Origin of the sequence: Clostridium sp. MSJ-8 (assembly GCF_018918325.1) — a bacterium.
Lineage (GTDB): Bacteria > Bacillota > Clostridia > Clostridiales > Clostridiaceae > Clostridium.
Genome location: NZ_JAHLQH010000012.1, coordinates 141,389 through 163,408 on the forward strand (window position 1 = coordinate 141,389; position 22,020 = coordinate 163,408).

The 22,020-nt window shown below is 28.3% G+C and carries 21 protein-coding genes and 1 pseudogene; 20 read left to right on the top strand and 2 right to left on the bottom strand.

Annotated features, from left to right (window positions below; all coding sequences use genetic code 11):
- Positions 1–133: 133 nt before the first annotated feature.
- The 8 genes from putP (at position 134) to KQI77_RS02035 (ending at position 9,608) form a co-directional block, all read left to right on the top strand.
- Complete coding sequence (gene putP / locus KQI77_RS02000; RefSeq protein ID WP_216387778.1) at positions 134–1,672, top strand: sodium/proline symporter PutP; 1,539 nt, start codon at positions 134–136, stop codon at positions 1,670–1,672.
- A 455-nt stretch (positions 1,673–2,127) separates the two neighbouring features.
- Positions 2,128–3,327 (top strand): NEAT domain-containing protein, encoded by a 1,200-nt coding sequence (locus tag KQI77_RS02005; protein ID WP_216387781.1) that lies wholly within the window; start codon positions 2,128–2,130, stop codon positions 3,325–3,327.
- On the top strand, positions 3,328–4,221 hold the full coding sequence (locus KQI77_RS02010) for a heme-binding Shp domain-containing protein (protein ID WP_216387784.1): 894 nt from the start codon (positions 3,328–3,330) through the stop codon (positions 4,219–4,221). It abuts the gene before it with no gap.
- 5 nt (positions 4,222–4,226) lie between these two features.
- The gene (isdE, locus tag KQI77_RS02015; RefSeq protein ID WP_216387786.1) at positions 4,227–5,105 is read left to right on the top strand and encodes a heme ABC transporter substrate-binding protein IsdE; all 879 of its coding nucleotides are present in this window, start codon (positions 4,227–4,229) and stop codon (positions 5,103–5,105) included.
- Between the two features lie 2 nt (positions 5,106–5,107).
- A complete protein-coding gene (locus KQI77_RS02020; protein WP_216387789.1) occupies positions 5,108–6,073 on the top strand; it encodes an iron ABC transporter permease in 966 nt (321 codons plus the stop codon).
- Complete coding sequence (locus tag KQI77_RS02025) at positions 6,063–6,818, top strand: ABC transporter ATP-binding protein (protein ID WP_216387792.1); 756 nt, start codon at positions 6,063–6,065, stop codon at positions 6,816–6,818. The genes KQI77_RS02020 and KQI77_RS02025 overlap by 11 nt, the downstream gene beginning before the upstream one ends.
- Positions 6,819–7,408: 590 nt before the next feature.
- A complete protein-coding gene (locus tag KQI77_RS02030; RefSeq protein ID WP_216387795.1) occupies positions 7,409–8,896 on the top strand; it encodes an ABC transporter permease subunit in 1,488 nt (495 codons plus the stop codon).
- Entirely contained in the window at positions 8,883–9,608 is a 726-nt protein-coding gene (locus tag KQI77_RS02035; RefSeq protein ID WP_216387798.1) for an amino acid ABC transporter ATP-binding protein, read from the top strand. The genes KQI77_RS02030 and KQI77_RS02035 overlap by 14 nt, the downstream gene beginning before the upstream one ends.
- A 191-nt stretch (positions 9,609–9,799) precedes the next feature.
- On the opposite strand, the gene KQI77_RS02040 is transcribed toward KQI77_RS02035, so the two are convergent.
- On the bottom strand, positions 9,800–10,231 hold the full coding sequence (locus KQI77_RS02040) for a hypothetical protein (RefSeq protein ID WP_216387800.1): 432 nt from the start codon (positions 10,229–10,231) through the stop codon (positions 9,800–9,802).
- Positions 10,232–10,488: 257 nt separating this feature from the next.
- Here KQI77_RS02040 and KQI77_RS02045 point away from each other — a divergent pair, with 257 nt between their 5' ends.
- The 11 genes from KQI77_RS02045 to asnA all read left to right on the top strand — a co-directional run bounded on the left by KQI77_RS02045 (position 10,489) and on the right by asnA (position 21,156).
- The gene (locus KQI77_RS02045) at positions 10,489–11,040 is read left to right on the top strand and encodes a helix-turn-helix domain-containing protein (RefSeq protein WP_216387803.1); all 552 of its coding nucleotides are present in this window, start codon (positions 10,489–10,491) and stop codon (positions 11,038–11,040) included.
- Between the two features lie 201 nt (positions 11,041–11,241).
- Positions 11,242–12,372 carry an iron-containing alcohol dehydrogenase gene (locus KQI77_RS02050; RefSeq protein WP_216387806.1) on the top strand — a complete coding sequence of 377 codons (1,131 nt, stop codon included), beginning with the start codon at positions 11,242–11,244 and terminating at the stop codon, positions 12,370–12,372.
- A 35-nt stretch (positions 12,373–12,407) separates the two neighbouring features.
- Positions 12,408–13,625, top strand: coding sequence for an aspartate aminotransferase family protein (locus KQI77_RS02055; protein WP_216387809.1), 1,218 nt, complete (start codon positions 12,408–12,410; stop codon positions 13,623–13,625).
- A gap of 141 nt (positions 13,626–13,766) precedes the next feature.
- Complete coding sequence (locus KQI77_RS02060) at positions 13,767–14,120, top strand: CidA/LrgA family protein (protein ID WP_216387812.1); 354 nt, start codon at positions 13,767–13,769, stop codon at positions 14,118–14,120.
- Between the two features lie 5 nt (positions 14,121–14,125).
- Positions 14,126–14,818 carry an LrgB family protein gene (locus KQI77_RS02065; protein WP_216387815.1) on the top strand — a complete coding sequence of 231 codons (693 nt, stop codon included), beginning with the start codon at positions 14,126–14,128 and terminating at the stop codon, positions 14,816–14,818.
- A gap of 90 nt (positions 14,819–14,908) precedes the next feature.
- Positions 14,909–15,832, top strand: coding sequence for a carbon-nitrogen hydrolase family protein (locus KQI77_RS02070; protein WP_216387818.1), 924 nt, complete (start codon positions 14,909–14,911; stop codon positions 15,830–15,832).
- A gap of 52 nt (positions 15,833–15,884) precedes the next feature.
- On the top strand, positions 15,885–17,582 hold the full coding sequence (locus KQI77_RS13255) for a GGDEF domain-containing protein (RefSeq protein WP_216387821.1): 1,698 nt from the start codon (positions 15,885–15,887) through the stop codon (positions 17,580–17,582).
- A gap of 121 nt (positions 17,583–17,703) precedes the next feature.
- Complete coding sequence (locus KQI77_RS02080; protein WP_216387824.1) at positions 17,704–18,711, top strand: ABC transporter substrate-binding protein; 1,008 nt, start codon at positions 17,704–17,706, stop codon at positions 18,709–18,711.
- Positions 18,686–19,438, top strand: coding sequence for an ABC transporter permease (locus KQI77_RS02085; RefSeq protein WP_216387826.1), 753 nt, complete (start codon positions 18,686–18,688; stop codon positions 19,436–19,438). Before KQI77_RS02080 ends, KQI77_RS02085 begins: the two co-directional genes overlap by 26 nt.
- 5 nt (positions 19,439–19,443) lie before the next feature.
- Positions 19,444–20,106: an ABC transporter ATP-binding protein gene (locus tag KQI77_RS02090; protein WP_216387829.1), complete on the top strand. Its 663-nt coding sequence runs from the start codon at positions 19,444–19,446 to the stop codon at positions 20,104–20,106.
- A 48-nt stretch (positions 20,107–20,154) separates the two neighbouring features.
- Entirely contained in the window at positions 20,155–21,156 is a 1,002-nt protein-coding gene (gene asnA, locus KQI77_RS02095) for an aspartate--ammonia ligase (RefSeq protein WP_216387832.1), read from the top strand.
- A 177-nt stretch (positions 21,157–21,333) separates the two neighbouring features.
- Here asnA and KQI77_RS02100 read toward each other — a convergent pair whose 3' ends face one another.
- Positions 21,334–21,687: a hypothetical protein gene (locus KQI77_RS02100; protein WP_216387834.1), complete on the bottom strand. Its 354-nt coding sequence runs from the start codon at positions 21,685–21,687 to the stop codon at positions 21,334–21,336.
- A gap of 115 nt (positions 21,688–21,802) precedes the next feature.
- On the opposite strand from KQI77_RS02100, the pseudogene KQI77_RS02105 reads away from it, so the two are divergent.
- Positions 21,803–22,020, top strand: a pseudogene (locus KQI77_RS02105) (IS3 family transposase); the annotation flags it as partial.

Consider the following 22,020-nt stretch of genomic DNA (forward strand, 5'->3'; position numbering starts at 1 on the left):
AATAGGTTACTGAACTAATGCTATTATATTTTAATTATTGTTCCTAAAATCATTTACGAATTATTAAAATTCTTTTATAATGAATAGGATATATTGAAAAATTTCATAACAAAAGAAAGGATTGGTAAACAAAATGACAACAGCACAGATATGCATATTTGTAACTATAATAGTTTATTTACTAGCTGTTCTTGGAATTGGTATATATTGTTCAAAAGAGAATAATTCAACTGATGATTTTTACCTAGGAGGTAGGAAGCTAGGACCTATAGTTACAGCCATGAGTGCAGAGGCATCAGATATGAGTAGTTGGCTTCTTATGGGATTACCTGGAGTAGCTTACTTAACAGGATTAGCAGATGCAACATGGACAGCAATAGGACTTGCAATAGGAACATATATTAATTGGCTTATAGTATCAAAGAGAATAAGAAGATATACAGAAGTAGCAGGTAATTCGATAACAATACCTGACTTCTTTTCAAGACGTTATCACGATGATAAGAATATTCTTATGTGTATAGCGGCAATAGTTATTATTATATTTTTTATACCATATACAGCATCAGGATTTGCAGCTTGCGGAAAACTATTTAGCAGTTTATTTGGAATAGATTACTTTTGGGCTATGATTATAAGTGCAGTAGTAATAGTAGGATATACAGCATTAGGAGGTTTCTTAGCTGCTAGTACTACAGATTTTATACAGAGTATAATAATGACTGTTGCATTAATAGTTGTTTTAGCTTTTGGTATAAATCAAGCAGGGGGAATGGATGCAGTAATTAACAATGCAAAGGATTTATCGGGATATTTATCTTTAGTTAAGATTCATAACACTAAAACTCTAGGGGCAGATAATTATAGCCTAATATCAATAGTATCAACTTTAGCATGGGGATTAGGATATTTTGGTATGCCACACATACTACTTCGTTTCATGGCAATAGAAGATGATAAAAAACTTTCTACATCACGTAGGGTAGCTAGTATATGGGTTGTTATATCATTAGCTGTTGCAGTATTTATAGGAGTAGTTGGAAACGGAATGACAAAGGCTGGTGCAATAGGAGAACTTTCTAATAGTAATTCAGAAACAATTATAGTAAGAATAGCAGACCTATTAAGCCAAAATGGTATATTCTTTGCTATTATAGCAGGCGTAATTCTTGCTGGTATACTAGCATCTACTATGTCAACAGCAGATTCACAATTGTTAGCAGCATCTTCAAGTGTTTCACATAATCTATTTGTAGGATTATTCAAGAAGGAATTATCTCAAAAAACAGCACTTATAGTTGCACGTATATCAGTTATAATTATAGCTATTATTGCTATATTTATTGCTAGAGATCCAAATAGTTCTGTATTTAATATAGTATCTTTTGCTTGGGCAGGATTTGGAGCTGCATTTGGACCAATTGTATTGTTTGCACTATTCTGGAGACGTTCTAATAAATATGGTGCATTAGCTGGTATGGTGTCTGGTGGTATTATGGTATTTGTATGGAAATATTTAATTAGACCTTTTGGTGGAGCTTTTGACATATATGAATTATTACCAGCATTTATTGTTGCAAGTATTTTCATTGTAGTAGTTAGTTTATTAACAGAAGAACCTTCTGAAGAAATAACTAAAGAATTTGATGAAGTGGCAAATTCATTTAAATAAAAGAAAAACTTAATGGCATTATTGTTAGATAACTTATATTTTATAATAATTAATATCAAAATTATATGTTTAAGTAAATAATATAATATCATTAAGTATTTACTAATATAATAAAAAAGAGTAAAGATCCCTAAATACTATAAACTCGCTAAAGCTCAGACAGTATAGTATTTTTAACGGGATCTTTACTTTTTTATTATAAGAAATACTAAATTCCATTATAGATAATTTACTTAAATCAATAATTTGATATTAATTAACTTAAAAGATAAGTAATCAAAAAAATATATTCAATAATTTTTTAAGTAAGAATTACTGAACTAATGCTATTATATTTTAATTATAATTTTCTATTGACAATGATTATCATTCGATGATATTATGTGGGAGGTCAGGCAAACTGATTTAAACAAAAGATAAAGTTAGCTTTAACTAGCTTACATAGGAGGAGAAAGATGATTTTTAAGGAGAACATTAAAAAAATAATATCAGTTTTATTATTGAGTTTATTTTTAGTATCAACAGGAGAAGTATCTGTAAGTGCTGCACTAGCTGATTTAGCACATGATGAAGAAATAAGTTTAAAGGTTTATAAGGAAAAAGAAGATATTGAATCAACAGCAGCTTCGTGTATTGCAGATAAAGCAATTATAAAGAAAGAAAATGGAAAGACGTTAATGTACATAACATTAACAGATAATGGTGATTCAAAGTTAACAGGTTATTTAAATGATATATATTATTATAAAAATGTAGATGATTATAGTAATGACATAAGAACTAATGTGAATGTTATTAAAACAAATGATTTGGGATATCCTGAAGAAATATCAATTGAATTAACATCAGATGATAAGATTATATATATAGGATTTAAGATAGCAATTCCATCAATGCCTAATTTTGCTATGGGACATAAAGCAAGGTTAGTATATGATACGGAAGTTATAGAAGATAATCAAGAAGAAGATAAAAAAGAGGATGACAAAGAAAATAAAGATGAAACATCAAAGTTTCAAGATGGATTGTATGAAGTACAAGTAGAACTGTTAAATGCTAATAAAGATGAAGCGTCTATGGCAAGTTCAGCTATAGATAAAAAAGCATTAATTAATATAAAAGATGGTAAGGCAGAAATATATTTATCAACAAAACCTTTAACTATGGGAACAATAACTGCATCACTACAAACATTACAATATGAAGAAGTAAGTGGAACATATACATATGCTAAAGTTACTACAAAATCTCAAGATGGAACTCCAACAGGGTTCAAATTTACGCTTCCAAGTTATGAAGAGATATTAAAGGTAAAGGTTAATCCTATGGTAGCTATGATGGGCAATAGAGACATAAGTGCAAGGTTAAAAATAGATTATACTACTATGACTATATCAAGTAATTCTAAATTGCCAAGTGAAAGTGAAGAGAAGAAAGAAGAATCTACTGAAATAAAAAAAGAAGAAATTAATAATGATAAATTTCAATCATCAACTGTTACTAATGAAGAAAATAGAACAACTATCATAGAAAATGCTATAGCTGAGTCTACAGAAACAGGTGATAATTCAAATGCTATACCATTAGCTATAATTATGATTGGATCAGTAGCAACAATATTATTTACTAGAAGTATAGTCAAAAGGAGAATATAGATGAAGTTAAAGTTTAAGCTTCTATCTACAGTTATATTAATGCTTGTCATAATGACAAGCATTAATATTGTAGAAGCAAAGGCAATAGATAATGGGATATATATAGCACCAGTTTTAGTTGATTATAGAAATCCTGAAACAGGATTAATTGAAGATGGAGGATCAGAAGAAAATTATGATCTTGGACTTGGAATGTGTAATAGCATTGTGGGATCTCAAGCATTAATAGAAGTTGAAAATGGAAAAAAGTACATAACACTTAGATTTTCGCTTATGTCTAATATAAGCAATGTAAGTATTGGAGTACAAAGTTCTTCTAGAGGAACATATTATAATGTTTCACCTGAAGTAACTAAGAGTGGAGGCGATTGGAAGGATTATAGATTTCAAGTAACTGATGAAAATTTATATATTAGTCCTACAATGTATGTAACTCCTATGCAAAGAAACGTTAAGTTTTTTATAAAGATTAATTCTTCAGCAGCAACTGCAGGAAGTGGAGATTTTGTAACAAAGATTCAAATAAATACAAATAGTACTCAAAATCAAGAAGTTGTAAAAGAATCAAATAGCAATGGTAACGCAATTAGCGATAATGTAAATGTTAATACAGAAATAGCACTTCAAAGCAATAATGAAGTAAATAAAGAAGAAAATAATGTAGAAGTAGAAGACATAAGTGAAGATGAAGATGTAAATGAAGAAGTAGCAGAGAAGATAGATTTAGAAGATGAAGAAGGTGCAAGTGAGCATAAAGTCACACCTAAAGTAGTAAAGCAAGATAAAGATTCGAAAAAGAGTAATAAAAGAATAATAGTAATGGCAATAATTGCTATATTAACTATAGGTGGTAGTGCATCAGCAATAATATATAAAAAACATAAGAAGAGGTAAAAATTATGAAGAAGATTATTTCAGTAGTGCTAAGTGCTTTATTATCTATGAATATTGTTGGGTGCGTTAATCAAAAGCAAACAAATGTGGATAATAATAAAGAAACCAAGATAATTGCAACTTCAGTAGCTGTATGTGAAATATTAGATAAATTAGATTTAGATGTGGTTGGAATTCCAACCACTGAATATGAATTACCTGAGAGATATAAAAATATAACAGAAGTAGGAAGCCCTATGTCACCTGATTTGGAAATAATAAAATCTTTAAATCCAACAGATATAATTGGAGTTAATACGTTAGAAGATGAACTGTCATCTAAATATAAAGAAATATCTGTAGATTCTACTTTTTTAAATTTAAAAAGTGTTGAAGGAATGTACAAAAGCATATTAGATTTAGGAAAAAAATTTGATAAGAATGAAGAAGCAGAAAAATTAGTAGAGGATTTTTATGCATTTATTGAGGAATATACAGAAAAGAATAAAGGGAAAAATAGTCCTAAGGTATTGATATTAATGGGTCTTCCTGGTTCATATATGGTTGCAACAAGTAATTCTTATGTTGGTAGTTTAGTTAAATTAGCAGGTGGAATTAATTGTTTTGCAGAAGATACTGATAAACAATTCGTAAATGTTAATACAGAAGAATTATCTAAGCTAGAACCAGATATTATCTTAAGAACAGCACATGCAATGCCAGATACGGTTATGGAAATGTTCGATGAAGAATTTGCATCTAATGATATATGGAAACATTTTGAGGCTGTTAAAGAAGGAAATGTGTATGATTTAGATAGTAAGCTATTTGGGATGAGTGCTAATTTTAAATATAAGGATGCATTAAATAGTTTACAATCTATTTTGTATAGAGAGGATAATTAATAATGAAAAAAAAGATTATGTATTTTACTTTATTAATAGTTTCATTAATTATTTTATTTTTTGTAGCAATTAATTTAGGAAGTATAAAAGTTACATTTTTTGAGTTATTTAAAGGGCTATTTATAGAATATAATGAGAAGGTTTCTATAATATATGATTTGAGATTTCCTAGGATAATTATAGCAATGTTTGCAGGTGCTGCATTATCTGTATCAGGTGTTTTATTTCAAGCTGTTATGAAAAATCCATTGGCGGATCCGGGAATTATAGGTATATCAAGTGGTGCAAGCTTAGCGGCTTTGATAGTAATTAGTTTTTTTCCTAGTATATATTTTTTATCACCTATATTTGCATTTATAGGAGGAATTATTGCTTTTATATTAGTTTATTGTTTTTCTTGGAATAAAGGTCTTAATCCTCTTAGGTTAATTTTAACTGGTATAGCGGTTAATGCTATATTTCAAGGAATAATTGATGCTTATGAGAGTATAATATCAAATAATATTATTAATAATTCTATATCTATGAAAACTTGGAGTGATGTACATTTACTTGTGTGGTATGTAATAATTGGATTGATTTTGGCATTTTTATTATCTGAAAAGTGTAATTTGTTATTACTTGAAGATAAGACTGTAAGGAGTTTAGGTGTTAATGTTCATGTTTTAAGAATTATTATATCCTTTATTGCTGTATTTCTTGCAGCAATAGCTACAGCAACAGTAGGGGTTATTAGTTTTATAGCTTTAATAGTTCCTCATATTGCTAGGCTTATTATTGGATCTGATTATAAACTGTTGATTCCATTTTCGTGTATTTTAGGTGCGTTTACATTATTATTTGCAGATACAATTGGTAGAAGTATATTTGCACCTTATGAGGTACCAGCTTCTATAATTATGGCTATAATTGGAGGACCATTTTTAATTATTTTATTAAGAAGGAGCACTAGAAGTTATGGAAATTAGAGATTTACGATTTGCTTATGGAAAAAATGAAGTATTAAAAGGTGTATCTTTCAAAGTAAAAGATAATAAAATAACAACTATATTGGGTGCAAATGGATGTGGAAAGTCAACATTATTTGATCTTATGACTAAGAATTTAAAGCCTAGTAGTGGAGGGGTGTATTTAAAAGGAGTTAATATAAATGATATTAAGTTAAGAGACTTTGCAAAAGAAGTAGCAATTGTTCATCAATATAATACTGCACCACAAGATATTTCAATAGAGAAATTGGTTAGGTATGGAATGATATCTAAAAAACATCATTGGCACAAATCTAAAGATGAAACAGACAAAGTTAAATGGGCATTAAAAGTTACTAATTTATATGATATAAAAGATCAAAAGGTATCAAGTCTATCTGGAGGACAAAGACAAAGAGTATGGATAGCAATGGCATTAGTGCAAGATACTAAGATATTATTGCTAGACGAACCTACTACATATTTAGATGTGAGATATCAAATTGATATATTAAGATTAATACAGAAATTAAATAGAGAACATAATATTACCATAATAATGGTTCTACATGATATTAATCAAGCTATATATTATAGTGATGAAGTAATAGGGCTTAAAGATGGGAAAAAGATATTTCATGGGAAGCCTAATGATGTTATTAGTAGAGAAACTATTAAAAAAATATATAATATAGAATTGGAAGTTTTAGATTATAAGAATAAAAAACTTGTAATTGAAGTTTAGTTAATATTATGTTTGTTATTAGTATCAAATTATATGTTTAAGTAAATAATATGTAAAAATCCAATGTTATTTAGATATAATTAAAATTATGTTTTCTGATAATTAGTATCAAATATTATATGTTTTCATAAATAGCATAATTTCATTAAATATTTCTAACTATAAAAAAATTAAGGTAGCTAAATGTTGTAAACTCACTAAAGTTCAAACAATACAACATTTTAAACGCTACCTTAATTTTTTTATAATAAGAAATCCTAAAATTCATTATGAAGATTTATTCAAAGCAATAATATTGATACTAATAAAGAAAATCATAATATTAACATTGTCAAATAACATTGGATTTTTCATTATCAATATTTACTTAAATCAATAATTTGATATTAATTAACTTAAAAGATAAGTGATTAAAAATATATTCAATAATTTTTTAAAGTAAGAATTACTGAACTAATGCTATTATATTTTTATAATTCATGTGTATAGTAAAAAAACTGCATAAATATACAAAAAAACATTGCTTTTACTCAAGAAAATTAATATTATTATATATAGATAAAAAAGCGATGGGAGGTTCTTTTTCAATTATGAAACAAATCAGAAAATTATTATTATTATTTACTTTGATAATTTCTGTTTTATTAACAGGTTGTGGAAGTGGAACAAAAGACACAGATAACAATAAAGAAACTATAACAGTAGGAACTAATGCAGAATTTGCTCCATTTGAGTATATAAATGATGATGGAGAGGTGGATGGATTCGATATAGCACTTATAAAAGCAATAGGTGAAGAAGAAGGATTTAATGTAGAAGTTTCTAATATGGAGTTTAAATCACTTACAGCATCAATAAAAAGTGGTTCTATAGATTGTGCAATAGCAGGAATGACAATAACAGAAGAGAGATTGCAAGCTGTAGACTTCTCAGATAGTTACTATTTAGCAAGTCAAAGTATTATAGTACCAAAAGATAGTACCATAACTACATTAGATGATTTAAATGGTAAGAAGATAGCAACTCAAGAAGGTACAACAGGCGATATAATGGCTACAATTGCAGATGATAATGAGTATCTTACAGATCCTAATACTATAGATAAAAGATTTAAAAAAGGTTCAGATGCAATATTAGAATTAAAAAATGGTGGAGTAGATGCAGTATTAATAGATACAAGTCCAGCTAGAAATTTTGTTAATAAAAATAAAAGCACATTAAAACTTATAGAGAATGTAGGAAATGAAACAGAAAATTATGGAATAGCTGTATCAAAAGGTGACAATGAATTATTAGAGAAAATAAATGATGGTCTACAGAAGGTAAAAGACAATGGAACTTACGATGAGTTAGTTGATAAATATATAAATGGAGAAATGACAGATGCATCAGACGATTCTTTTATAAATAGAGTAAAATCAGTATTTATAACTACAAATGGATATAAATTATTACTTAAGGGATTATGGACTACTATATATATATCTATTTCTGCAGTAGTAATAGGTGTTGTATTAGGATTTATAATTGCACTTATGAAGATGACAGAAACTAATAAAGGACATAAAACAATACTTTCAAGAATTGCAGGTGCATATATAAGTGTTTTAAGAGGAACTCCAGTAGTTGTACAATTACTTATTATGTATATGGTTATTTTTAAAAGCCATTATGGTATTATAGCTGCAATATTAACCTTTGGTATTAATAGTGGTGCATATGTAGCAGAAAATGTTAGAGCTGGAATCATGGCTGTCGATAAAGGACAGACAGAAGGTGGTTTGTCTCTTGGGTTCACTAATTGGCAAACTATGAGATTTATAGTACTACCACAAGCTATAAAAAATATAATACCTGCACTTGGAAATGAGTTTATAGCGTTGGTTAAGGAAACTTCAATAGTAGGTTATGTAGCCATTCAAGATTTGACAAAAGCAGCAGATTTTATTATTTCAAGAACTTATGAAACATTTTTACCACTTATAGCAATAGCTATTATATATTTTGTATTAATATTATGTTTGACTAAGTTATTAGGAAAGCTTGAAAGGAGGCTTCGTCAAAGTGATATCCGTTAAGAATCTTCACAAGAGTTATGGAAAATTAGAAGTATTAAAAGGAATAGATTATGAAGTAGAAAAAGGTGAATGTGTAGTACTTATAGGTCCATCTGGATCTGGTAAAAGTACATTTTTAAGATGTTTGAATTTATTAGAAGTACCTACAGATGGAGAAATAGTATTTGATGGGGTAGATATGCTAGCTAAAAATACTCAAATTAATAAGATGAGAGAGGAAATAGGAATGGTATTTCAACATTTTAATTTATTTCCACATAAAACTATCTTAGAAAATATTACTTTAGCACCTATCAAGTTAAAAAAGATAAATAAAGAAGATGCTGATAAGAAAGCATTAGAATTGTTGAAGAGAGTTGGATTAGAAGATAAAGCTAATAATTATCCTTCGCAATTATCAGGTGGACAGAAACAAAGAGTTGCTATAGCTAGAACCCTTGCTATGTCGCCAAAGGCCGTTTTATTTGATGAACCTACATCTGCTTTAGATCCAGAGATGGTAGGAGAAGTTCTAGAAGTAATGAAGCAAATGGCAAAAGAAGGAATGACAATGGTTGTTGTTACTCATGAGATGGGATTTGCAAAAGAAGTTGCTGATAGAGTTATATTTATGGATGGAGGTAAGATAGTAGAAGAAGGAACTCCTGAAGAAATATTTAATAATCCAAAACATGATAGAACTAAAAACTTTCTATCAAAGGTAAATTTATAAAATACTACAGAGTAAATGAGTTAACAGCATTCAAAAACAATCATAGATACGATGTTTTTGGATGCTGTTTTTTTGATATAAAGAAAAGATAGCATAGAAAACATTTATGCTTTCATAAGCTATCTTTCTTGTTCTGATAACGTTCATAAAGTTATATTTTGATATATTTGAAAAATATTACATTAATGTTCTTAGTTGAAATTATACCAATCACTATATATTGGGCCTTGTTCTTTTCCTGTATAGCTGCTATATCTTATTACACAACGATATTTTACTATACCTACAAATCCCCAATAACCAGTTACAGCTTTATATACATTTTCATTTTCATCATATGTAGCAACAGATGTTGAATAATATGTACCGTCTGCACCATATACTTCTACATATACTTGATTAACTCTTGCTCTTGACATATAGTCATCTGTTAAGTTTGTTTTAAAAGTAGTTGTAACATATTGGTATCCTCTATAGTTACCTGAATTCCATGCACTTTGTCTCCAAACAGTATAATCTGCTGCAGAAACCTTTTGTGTGTTAACTGTTGTTGATAGAGCAGTAAATGCAAATATTAATACTGCAACAATAGTTAAGATTTTCTTGAAGTTAAATTTTTTCATCTTTTCTCCCTCTTTCTTAAAAATAATAGTAAAGTCTACAAATATAGTTTACACTAAAATATTAAATCTGTAAATAATTTCTTGATATATAGAAAATTATATCAAATTAAAATTTGTAGAAAAGTATCGTAAAAATAATATTTATGTAATATGTATTTTTAGTTTGCTAATAAAAAAGTTGCATATAACGCACATAATGAAGTAAAATAAGTACAAAGGTATATATGCGTTATAAAGCACAATAAGGAGGGAGCACTATGGATTATATTAATAAAAATGTAGCTACTAATCTTAAAAGAATTAGATTGGCTAGGAAAATGAGTTTAGATGTTGTTGCTGAACAGACAGGTGTTAGTAAGAGTATGTTAGGGCAGATAGAAAGGGGAGAATCTAATCCTACAGTAGGAATACTAGGAAAGATAGTAAGTGGACTTAGGGTTAGTTTTGATGATTTAGTCAAGGTTCCAAAGGAAGAGATATATGTAGTTAGAAGGGAAAATATTAATCCATCAAAGGAATCAACTGAAGAATATACAGTATATACTTATTTTCCTTTTGAATCTGACAGAGATTTTGAAATATATGTTTTTGAGATAAAGCCAGGAGGAAAGTATTTAAGCGGAGCGCATGGAGAGAAAACTTGTGAATATCTTAATGTTTTTTCGGGTGAACTAACTCTTAAGGTTGGTGGAGAAACAAGAATATTAAAAAAAGGCGATGCGGTTAGGTTTAACACAGATAGTGATCATATATATGAAAATAATTCAGATGAAATGTTAGTTGTGAATGTGGTTTTTAATTGGCTATAAAAAATACAAAATAAGTATTGACGTTATAACGCACAAGTGATATACTTAAGCCATAGTCAAGAAACAAGATAATATATTTTTTGAACAATGATGTTCTAACAAGGAGGTGTTCCTAGTTAGGGCTTTTTTTGTTTTTTAGAAAATTATATTTTGTTTGTAGTTGTGGATAAGTATCTTAAATGTTGAAAGGAAGTAATGCTTATGGAATTCAATTATTATTTACCTGTTAACCTTATATTTGGTAGAGGGAAGGTAGATGTATTAGGTAAAGAAACAAAGAAATATGGGAAGAAGGCTATGATAGTAACTGGAAGAAATAGTACTAAGAAGACTGGTCTTTTAGATAAAGCAAAGAAATTGTTAAAAGAGGCAGGAATTTATACTGTAGTATTTGATAAAGTTGCTCAGAATCCATTAACTACTACAGTGTATGAGGGAGCTAATATAGCAAAAGAAAAAGAAATTGATGTTATAGTTGGACTTGGTGGAGGAAGTATTATGGATGCTGCAAAGTCTATAGCTTTTATGAGCAAGAATGACGGAGATGTTTCTGATTATATATATAACAAAAAACATAGTGATGAAGCACTTCCAATAATATTAGTTCCAACTACTTGTGGCACAGGAAGTGAAGGCAATTCATTTTCAGTATTAACTAACCCAGACAATAATGATAAGAAATCATTAAGATGTAATGCAATAGTTGCTAAGGCCTCTATAATAGATCCAGAACTTATGACAACAATGCCAAAGCATATATTAGCATCTGTAGGATTTGATGCTTTATGTCATAATATGGAGGCTTATATATCAAGAGCAGCTCAACCATTAACTGATATGAAGGCATTACAAGGAATAGAACTAATAGGAAAATATTTGGTGAGGGCATATAATGATCCAACTGATATAGAGGCTTATGAAAAAATAACTTGGGCTAGTACTCTAGGTGGTATGGTAATTAATAATGCAGGAGTTGCTGCACCACATGGAATGGAACATCCGGCTAGTGGACTTAAAGATATTGTCCATGGTAGAGGACTTGCAGCTTTAACACCTGTAATATATGAAGAGTCAATAGATGCTGCACCAGAAAAATTTGCAGTTATATCTAAGCTTTTAGGTGGTACAGATGAAAAAGATTGTGTAGAAACTATAAAAAAATTATTGAAAGATATAGATTTAGAGACAACATTAGGAGAACAAGGAATTACAGAAGAAGATGTTGATTGGATGGCTGAAAACTGTATGAAGGTTTCAGCACCTAGTATGGCGGCTCATCCAAAAGAATTTTCGATAGAAGATATAAAAAGAATATACAAAAAAGCATTATAAGATTAAATAATAAAGGATATATGGAGGTAATGAAAATGAAATTAAAAGATGTAAACTTAACAAAAGAAGAATTAAAAGGATTAGTATCAAAATATATGATAGATACTTATGAAAGATTTGATTTCGTAGCAGAAACTGCGAAAGATATGTATATATATGATGAAAAAGGAGAAGCTTATTTAGATTTTTATGCAGGAATTGCAGTTAATAGTGCAGGAAACTGTAATGAAAAAGTTGTGGCAGCAATAAAAGATCAAGTAGATGATATTATTCATACTTTTAACTATCCATATACAATTCCTCAAGCAATACTTGCTAAGTTAATATGTGAAACAATAGGAATGGATAAAATATTCTATCAAAGTACAGGTACTGAAGCAAATGAAGCAATGATTAAAATGGCCAGAAAATATGGAGTAGAGAAATATGGACCTGATAAATATGAAATTGTAACTGCCAAGATGGGATTCCATGGTAGAACTTATGGATCAATGTCAGCAACAGGACAACCAGATAATGCGTGTCAAATAGGTTTGAAACCAATGTTACCGGGATTCACTTATGCTGAATATAATAACTTACAATCATTTAAAGATGCAGTAACAGATAATACAATTGCTATTATGATAGAACCTGTTCAAGGTGAAGGTGGAGTTCATCCAGCCACTAAGGAATTCATGACTGGTTTAAGAAAATTATGTGATGAAAAAGGCATATTATTACTTCTTGATGAAGTTCAAACAGGTTGGTGTAGAACTGGAGAGGTAATGGCATATATGAATTATGGAGTTAAACCGGATATAGTTTCTATGGCAAAAGCAATGGGTGGCGGAATGCCAATAGCTGCTATTTGTGCTACAGAAGAAGTATCAAAAGCATTTACACCTGGTTCACATGGAACTACTTATGGTGGTAACCCAGTATGTTGTGCAGCTTCATATGCTCAAATTAATGAATTGTTAGATAGAGATCTTGCAGGAAATGCTAAGAAGATGGGTGAATATTTTAAGGATAAATTAAGAAATCTTCCACATGTAAAAGATGTAAGAGGATTAGGTTTATTAGTAGGTGTAGAATTTGACGATACTGTTAATTCTGTAGATGTAAAACATGCTTGCTTTGATAGAAAATTATTAATTACTGCAATAGGAACTAATGTTATTCGTATGGTACCACCATTAATTTTAGATGAAAAAGATTGTGATAAAGCTTATGAGATAATAAAGGAAGCAGTTGAAGAAGTAAGTAAATAATTGGAAAAAATTTCGCATATTTATGTTAAAATAAGTCCTTTGTTGAAAAAATAAGGGACTTTGTTTTATTTTTCTAGTAAAATAGTTGGAATGGTATTATACTAAAAAAGATAGAAAATAATATATAAGGTTGTGATACTAATGAAAAAATTGAAGGAATTTTTAATAATATTAGCTATTAGTTTTATAGGCGAAGTATTACATAGTGTTCTTCCATTACCTATACCATCTAGTATTTATGGATTACTTGTTATGTTATTAGTTTTATGTACTGGAATAGTTAAGGTAGAACAGGTAGACGATGCTGGAACTTTCTTGATTGATATTATGCCAGTTATGTTTATACCTGCAGCAGTAGGTTTGTTGGAATCGTGGGGTACGTTAAAGAGTATGCTTGTAGCATGTATAATAACTGCAACTATATCTACGGCTATTGTTATGGGAGTAGCTGGAAAGGTAACTGAGTTTATAATAAAGAAAAGAAAGAGTGAGTAGATATTATGAAAGAATTTTTTAGTAGTTCAGTGTTTTTTGGAGTATTAGTTAGCTTAATAGGATATGAGCTAGGTTTATTTTTGAAGAAGAAAACCAAAATGGCAATATTTAATCCATTACTTATTTCTATTATATTTGTAATGATTTTACTGGTTGTACTAAATGTAGATTATAAAAGTTATTATGATGGAGCAAAATATTTAAGCTACTTATTAACTCCTGCAACAGTATGCCTAGCTATACCATTATATAAAGAAATAGAATTGCTTAAGAAAAATGTGGTAGCAATAATAGGTGGAATAGTAGCAGGTGTTTTATCAAGTACTATATCAATAATTATCATTGCTTTAATATTTAATTTGAATCATAAAGAGTACATAACACTTCTGCCTAAATCAATAACAACAGCAATAGGTATGGGAGTATCAGAAGAACTTGGTGGAATAGTAACAATAACGGTTGCTGTTATAATTGTAACAGGTATTGTAGGAAACATAATAGCAGAATATGTATGTAAATTATTTAGAATAAAAAATTCTATAGCAAAAGGAATAGGAATAGGAACAGCATCACATGCCATAGGAACAGCAAAAGCTATTGAAATGGGTGAAGTAGAAGGTGCAATGAGTGGGTTGGCTATAGCAGTATCTGGTATTTTAACAGTAGTTGCAGCATCTATATTTGCCAATGTAATATAATTTTAATAAGTTATAGATATTGTGCTACAGTAGCTTTTACAAGGTGCTTTTTACTCTTTAGGAAATTATATAAAATGGAGGATGATTTTTATGAAGGATGTAATAAAGGTTTCTGTAGTAAATTTCAAAACTAAGTGGGGAAACAAAGAAGCAAATTTAAGTAGAATTGAAGAATATATAATACATGCTGCAAATGAAAAAACTAATTTGATTGTATTTCCAGAGATGTGTCTTACAGGATATGATGATGAAGTAGATAAAATAAAAGAGGAAAAAATGCAAACTATACTTGCAGAAACAATTCCAGGACCATCAACTGTAAGAATATCTAATTTAGCAAAAGAAAATAATATAATAGTATGCTTTGGAATGCCAGAAAGAGATAAAAATAATTCTGATATTATATATAATTCAGCAGCAATTGTACATGAAGATGGTAGAATTGAAGGATATAGAAAAATGCATTTACCAAATCCTGAACCTAATTGGGCTATAAGAGGAGATGAACCTATGGTTTTTGATAGTCCTTGGGGGAAAATAGGTTTATCTATATGCTATGATACTTATAAATTCCCAGAACTTATAAGATATGCAAGGGCAAAAGGAGCAAGACTATATGTTAATTGTACAGCTTGTTGTAAAGAAACCGTGTTACCGAAAAAGGTTCAATTGCAATTAGAAAACTATGCTTCTACTAATTCGATATTTATTGCATCTGCTAATTTATGTGGAAAAGATAAATATAATTATTTTAGAGGTGGAAGTAGTATAGTAGGACCTACTATGGATAATTTAGATGTTGTGTATTATGCAGGAAGAGGATTTTTTGATGAAGGTTCAGATATACAAGGAATATTTACAGCAATAATAGATTTGTCACAAGTAGATGATAATAATTTATTTGTTAGAAATGAAAAACTTGGAACACCTGATTTTAGACCAGAGATATATGCAAGAATGTATTCAGAATTAATGAGGGATAAAAGATGGTTATCTTTTTACGATAATAAGTAAGAAGGTTAATTAAATTATGGATATATAAGTATCATATTTAGGAGGAATACATGTGAAACTTAGTAATAAAAAACACATGGACACAAAAAGAATTCTTAAAGCTTTTTTCTCTTTTATATTAGTAAGTACAATAGTAATTGCCATAGTAGTATTATATAATGAAGCAAAATATTATCATAATAATGAGGAAATAGATATTGCAAATAATTTGGAGATAAAATTTAATAATGAAAAAGAACAAATAACAAATCTAACTAATTATAAGTTGCCTCCTATAAAAAAAGGAGATTGCTTATCAATATCTTATAACATTCCAGAGATAAAGATAGATAATCCAGTTTTGATTTTAGAATCATATCATAGCGTAGTATATGTATATGTTGATAATAAAATGATATATAAGTATGGCGAAAACTTACAAAAAGAAAATAAGGTTATTGGACATGTATATTTACATATTCCTATGCTGCATCAGTACAAAGGAAAAAAATTAAAAATTGAATATCATTATACTGAAGATAATAGTGTGTCTTATATATATAAGATGAATATATGTAATGGAGAAGAAAGCTACTTAAAGTTAATTAATAATAATTTTATTCAAATTATATTAATTAGCACTACATTTGCTGTTGGAATTATAGGATTATTTTTCTCAGTAAGTAGAAAAAAGTTTACAAGTGAAAATTTGAGGATGAGTTATATATCCACATTTTCAATTATAGCTGCAATATGGGTTATGTGTAATTCTAAGGTTGTTTTTTTATTATTTAAAAATTTATCTGTTGTAAATGCATTAGAATATTATTCATTATATTCAGTATCTATTCCTATATCATTATATTTTTCAGAATTAAATCATAATAAAATAAAATCAAGAAGCTTGAAGATTTTGGCTTTATTACAATTTATGACTATTATTTTTACTGTTTTTAATTATTTAGTACTAAAAATAAATTATACTAGTTTTTTGATTGTTTTTCATATATTTTTGCTGTTAGAATTTATATGGATAGTAATTGCACTTATAAATATGAATAGTAAAAGAAAATCAGAGATAATAGTAATAGTTGGCGTTATAATAATGATTTTAACAGGTGTAATTGATCTAGTTAAGTATAATTTAAATAGATATATGATTATAGATAAAGTTATAGATTTTAGTTTGCTTCCTCTAGGTATTGCAATATTTATCTTGGGTCAAGTATATAGTTTTTATGTAGAGAGGGTTGAAAATATATCTGATGAAAAAGAAAAAAATATATTAGCTAAATTAGCGTTTATAGATATTTTGACAGGGATAAATAATAGAACAAAATGCGAAATGTTATTTGAAGAATATGAAAAAAAATATGAATCCATTACAATAGTTAATTTTGATATTGATAATTTTAAGTATATCAATGACAATTTAGGACATACTATGGGAGATAAAGCAATAAAAGATATTGCTACTCTTCTGAAAAAAACATTTTATAATATAGGTGAAGTAGGAAGAATGGGTGGAGATGAATTTATTGTTATTTTAGAAGGAAATAGTGTGAAAAAGATTAAAGATGCTTTGGAATATTTTCTAGATTTATTAGATGAATATAATAAGAGTGATGAGATAGAATTAGAAATATCAGTATCTTATGGATATGGAAGCAGGAAGAATAGAGAAGAGAAGAATATAACAGAGGTTTATGAAGAGTCAGATAAAAATATGTATTTATGTAAAAATAATAAAAAAGAATATAGTAAGGTGTAATAATTTAATGAATTAATTATGGTAAGAAGATGTATTTGTGAGAAAAAGAATGAGCAGATACATCTTTAATTATTAGTATAAAAGTTATAAAATAATAATTGGTGTAAAGGAGGAAATATACATGAAGAAAAGAATTAGTTTTATATTAGTATTAACAATGATATTAACATTGTTTATTGGATGTGGTAGTTCTAAATCTGCAACAAGCGATAAAACTACCTTAAATTCTAAAAAGGAACAGAGTTACGAAGTAAATATGGTGATTCCTGATGGAATTCCAAGTATTGCGCTAGCACAACTTATACATAGTAATAAATCAATAGATGGATATAAGGTTAAATATTCTATAGAAAGCAGTTCAGAAAATATAGTATCTCAAGTACTAAAAGGGGATGCTGATATTGCTGTTGTACCATCTAATGTTAGTGCAACACAATATAATAAAGGAGCAGGATACAAAATAGCAGGAACGATAGGTTGGGGTTCGTTCTATCTTATATCCACAGATGGAACATCACATATAGACGATTTAAAAGGAAAAGAAGTATATAATATTGGCAAGGGATTAACACCAGATATAATCGCAAAATCAATATTGAAGGATTATGGATATAATCCAGATGAAGATTTTAATTTCTCTTATGTAGATGGGGTATCTGAACTTGCACCTCTTATAATATCAGGAAAATGTAAATATGCAATAATACCTGAACCTGCATTATCACAAGTGATGACCAAGGTGGATAATGTTAATATAATTACTAGCTTAAATGAAAAATGGCAAGAGATAACAGGTTCTCAGTATGGATATCCACAATCCACAATAATTGTAAAAGGTGAATTTGTTAATGAGCATAAGGAGTTTGTAGATAAATTTTTAGCATTGGTAGAGAAAAGTTGCAATTATACCAATTCTAATAAAGATGCAACTGCAGAATATTGTGAAACTATAGGTGTTTCAGCTAATAAAGCTATAATTCCAAAAGCAATAGAAAATTCTAATATATCATATAAATCAATAAAAGATACTAAAGAAGAATATAATCAATATTTCTCTAAACTAAATGAGTTTGACTCTGCAACAATAGGGGGAAATATTCCTGATGAAGGAATTTTCATGGAAAACTAAAAGAAATAAACTAATTGGTTTGATTACACTTCTTATATTGTGGCAAGTAATTGCAATAGTTATAGACAAAGAAATATATTTACCTAAGCTACAAAATGTAATTGAAGGGTTATTAAATATAATAAAAGAGAAAGAATTTTATTATAATATATTATTCAGTTTATTAAGAACTAGTGTAAGTTATATATTAGCTTTGATACTAGCAATAATATTAGGGATACTCGTAAAGGTGTATCCCTTCTTTAAAGATTTTTTAGTGTCTTTTAATGCAATAGGAAAGACTATACCAACTATGGTTTTAGTAGTATTAGCACTTATTTGGTTTGATAAGAATATGGTTCCTTATGTAGTGGGATTTCTTATTGTGTTTCCTATATTGTATGAGGGGGGACTTAGTGCACTTAATAGTGTAAGTAATGATATATTAGATATGTGTAAAGTGTATAATGTTTCACTTAAAACAAAAATATTAAAGATATATTTTAATGTAATAATGAATTATGTTGTGGAGACATTTATGTCATGTTTTTCTCTTACATTTAAGGTTGTAATTGCAGGAGAAGTTCATGGAAGGCCAGACTATGGGATAGGCTCTGCTATACAAAATGCTAAGATAAATTTTGAGATAACAGAGGTATATAGTTGGATTGTGTTAATAGCTATTGTATCTTTGTGCTTAGAATATTTTAATAGGATACTTTTGGTGAAAATGAGAAAATGGGAGTAAGATATATGAGAATAGAACATCTTAACAAGTCGTTTCAAGGAAATGTCATATTTAAAGATTTTTTTATTGATTTCATTGATGAAGAAATTAATTGTATAGTAGGGAGATCTGGTGTAGGCAAAACTACATTACTTAATATTTTAGCAGGGCTAGATAATAATTATAAAGGCGATGTATTAGGAAATAAAGTTGATGAAATAAGTTATATATTTCAAGAAGATAGGCTTATTCCATATTTAACAGTAAAAGAGAACATAGAATTGTTTGTATATAATTACTATAATCATGATGAAGCAACTGAGAAGATAAAAAGTGTATTTAAGCTTTTACATATAGAAAACATATTGAATATGTATCCAATGAAGTTAAGTGGAGGAATGAGACAACGAGTTAATATAGCAAGAGCTTTAATAAAACCTTCTAGATTTATATTAATGGATGAGCCGTTTAAGTCATTAGATTATAAAACTAAATATTCAATAATGAAAGAAACAAAATATATATTCAGTGAAGGAAAAAAGACTGTAATATTTGTTACACATGATGTTGATGAAGCTATATATATGGGCAAAAGAATTATAGTTTTAGGAGATAATCCTATTAAGATAAAGGAAATATTTGAAGAAGAATTAGAAGATAAAAAAAGCAATATAATAGATATGCTTTAAATTTTCTGATATACTATAAAAGTATTAATATATGGGGAGGGGCAATTAATGATAATTATTCCAGAAGGATATAGCAGTAAAGGTACTCTAATAGAAACAGAAGTGAACATTAAAAAGATTAAGGATTATTTTGAAAATAGACTTGCAGTTAATTTAGATTTAACTAGAGTTTCAGCACCTTTGTTTGTAGATGCAGAAACAGGACTTAATGACAATTTAAATGGAGTTGAGAGACCAGTAGCTTTTGATATAAAAGCTAACAATAAGGTGGTAGAGATAGTTCATTCATTAGCAAAATGGAAGAGGATGTCGCTTAAAAGATATGGATTTGAAGTAGGAAAAGGTTTATATACTGATATGAATGCCATAAGAAGAGATGAGGATATGGATAATTTACATTCTATATATGTAGATCAATGGGATTGGGAGAAAATTATATCTAAAGAAGACAGAAATATAGATACACTAAAATCAGTAGTTAATAGTATATACAAAACTTTTAAAGAAACTGAAGAGTTTGTAGCAACTAATATTGGTGGAATAGAAAAGGAATTACCTGAGGATATATATTTTATTACAACTCAAGAATTAGAAGACAAGTATCCTAATCTTACATCAAAAGAAAGAGAAGATGCAATATGTAAAGAGAAAAAGGCTGTATTCATAATGCAAATAGGAGATGTTATGAATTCAGGCGAAAAACATGATGGAAGAGCTCCAGATTATGATGATTGGAAATTAAATGGAGACATTGTATTCTGGTATCCGTTATTAAATAGAGCATTTGAAGTTTCTTCAATGGGAATAAGAGTAGATGAAGACTCTTTAAGAGAACAATTAAAGAAATCTAATTGTGAAGAAAGAGCTAATCTTGAATTCCATAGAATGTTACTTAATAAGCAATTACCTTATACAGTAGGTGGAGGAATAGGACAATCAAGGATATGTATGTTCTTACTTAAAAAAGCTCATATAGGAGAAGTGCAAGCATCTACATGGGATGATGAGAATTATACATTATGTAAGCAAAATAATATAAACTTATTATAATAAATATTTTGTAAGAGTCTTATGACAAGGTTCCAAGACTTGTTTTTGGGGGCTGTCATAAGGCTATTTTTTTCTTTTTTTTTAGGTAGTATGCTCTAATATTATATAAGTAAACCACTCTCTACACCTCAAAGTATTTAAAATATAATTGTCTTTTAGTATAGAGAATGGTTTTAATTAATCCTGTAATAGTAAATTTTTAGGTTTGACTAATTTCTTATAGTCTTTTCTTTGATTAACTAGAGTGACTAGATCTTTATTAGTCAATTTTATAAATTTTATATACCACAAATCTTTATCATAATCATAATTAAATTCTTGAATCATTACTTTATTTTTCTTGAATTCATTTAAATAATCAGTAATAGATTCATGAACTTTAGATATGGATTTTGTATTTAAATTCAATATATCAATAAAGAAAGAATCTCTAATTTCAATATAATCATTATTCATTAAATATGCGGATATTCTTAATAGTTGGATTTGATATATTAAAAGTACTGTTTTAGGTAAATTGCTATATCTCATTTTTAAGAATTCTGGTGTTAGTATAAAGTAGTGGACACATTAAATCAAACTAAGTAAAATATTATTTAGTTAAGAAAGGATGTGTCCATTATGGGAAAGGGCAGAAGATATGATCAAGATTATAAGGATATGAAAGATGAATGAACTTAGGTTATGTGCAGTAGCTGTAAAAAAATACAAGCCTCATTCAAATAAAAAGGTTATAGAGGGATTAGAAAACGTTTTAAAAAGAGATTTTACAACTACTTCGATTAATGAAAAATGGGTGGGAGATATTACTTATATTCATACTATTAAAGATGGTTGGTGTTATTTAGCTTCAGTTCTTGACTT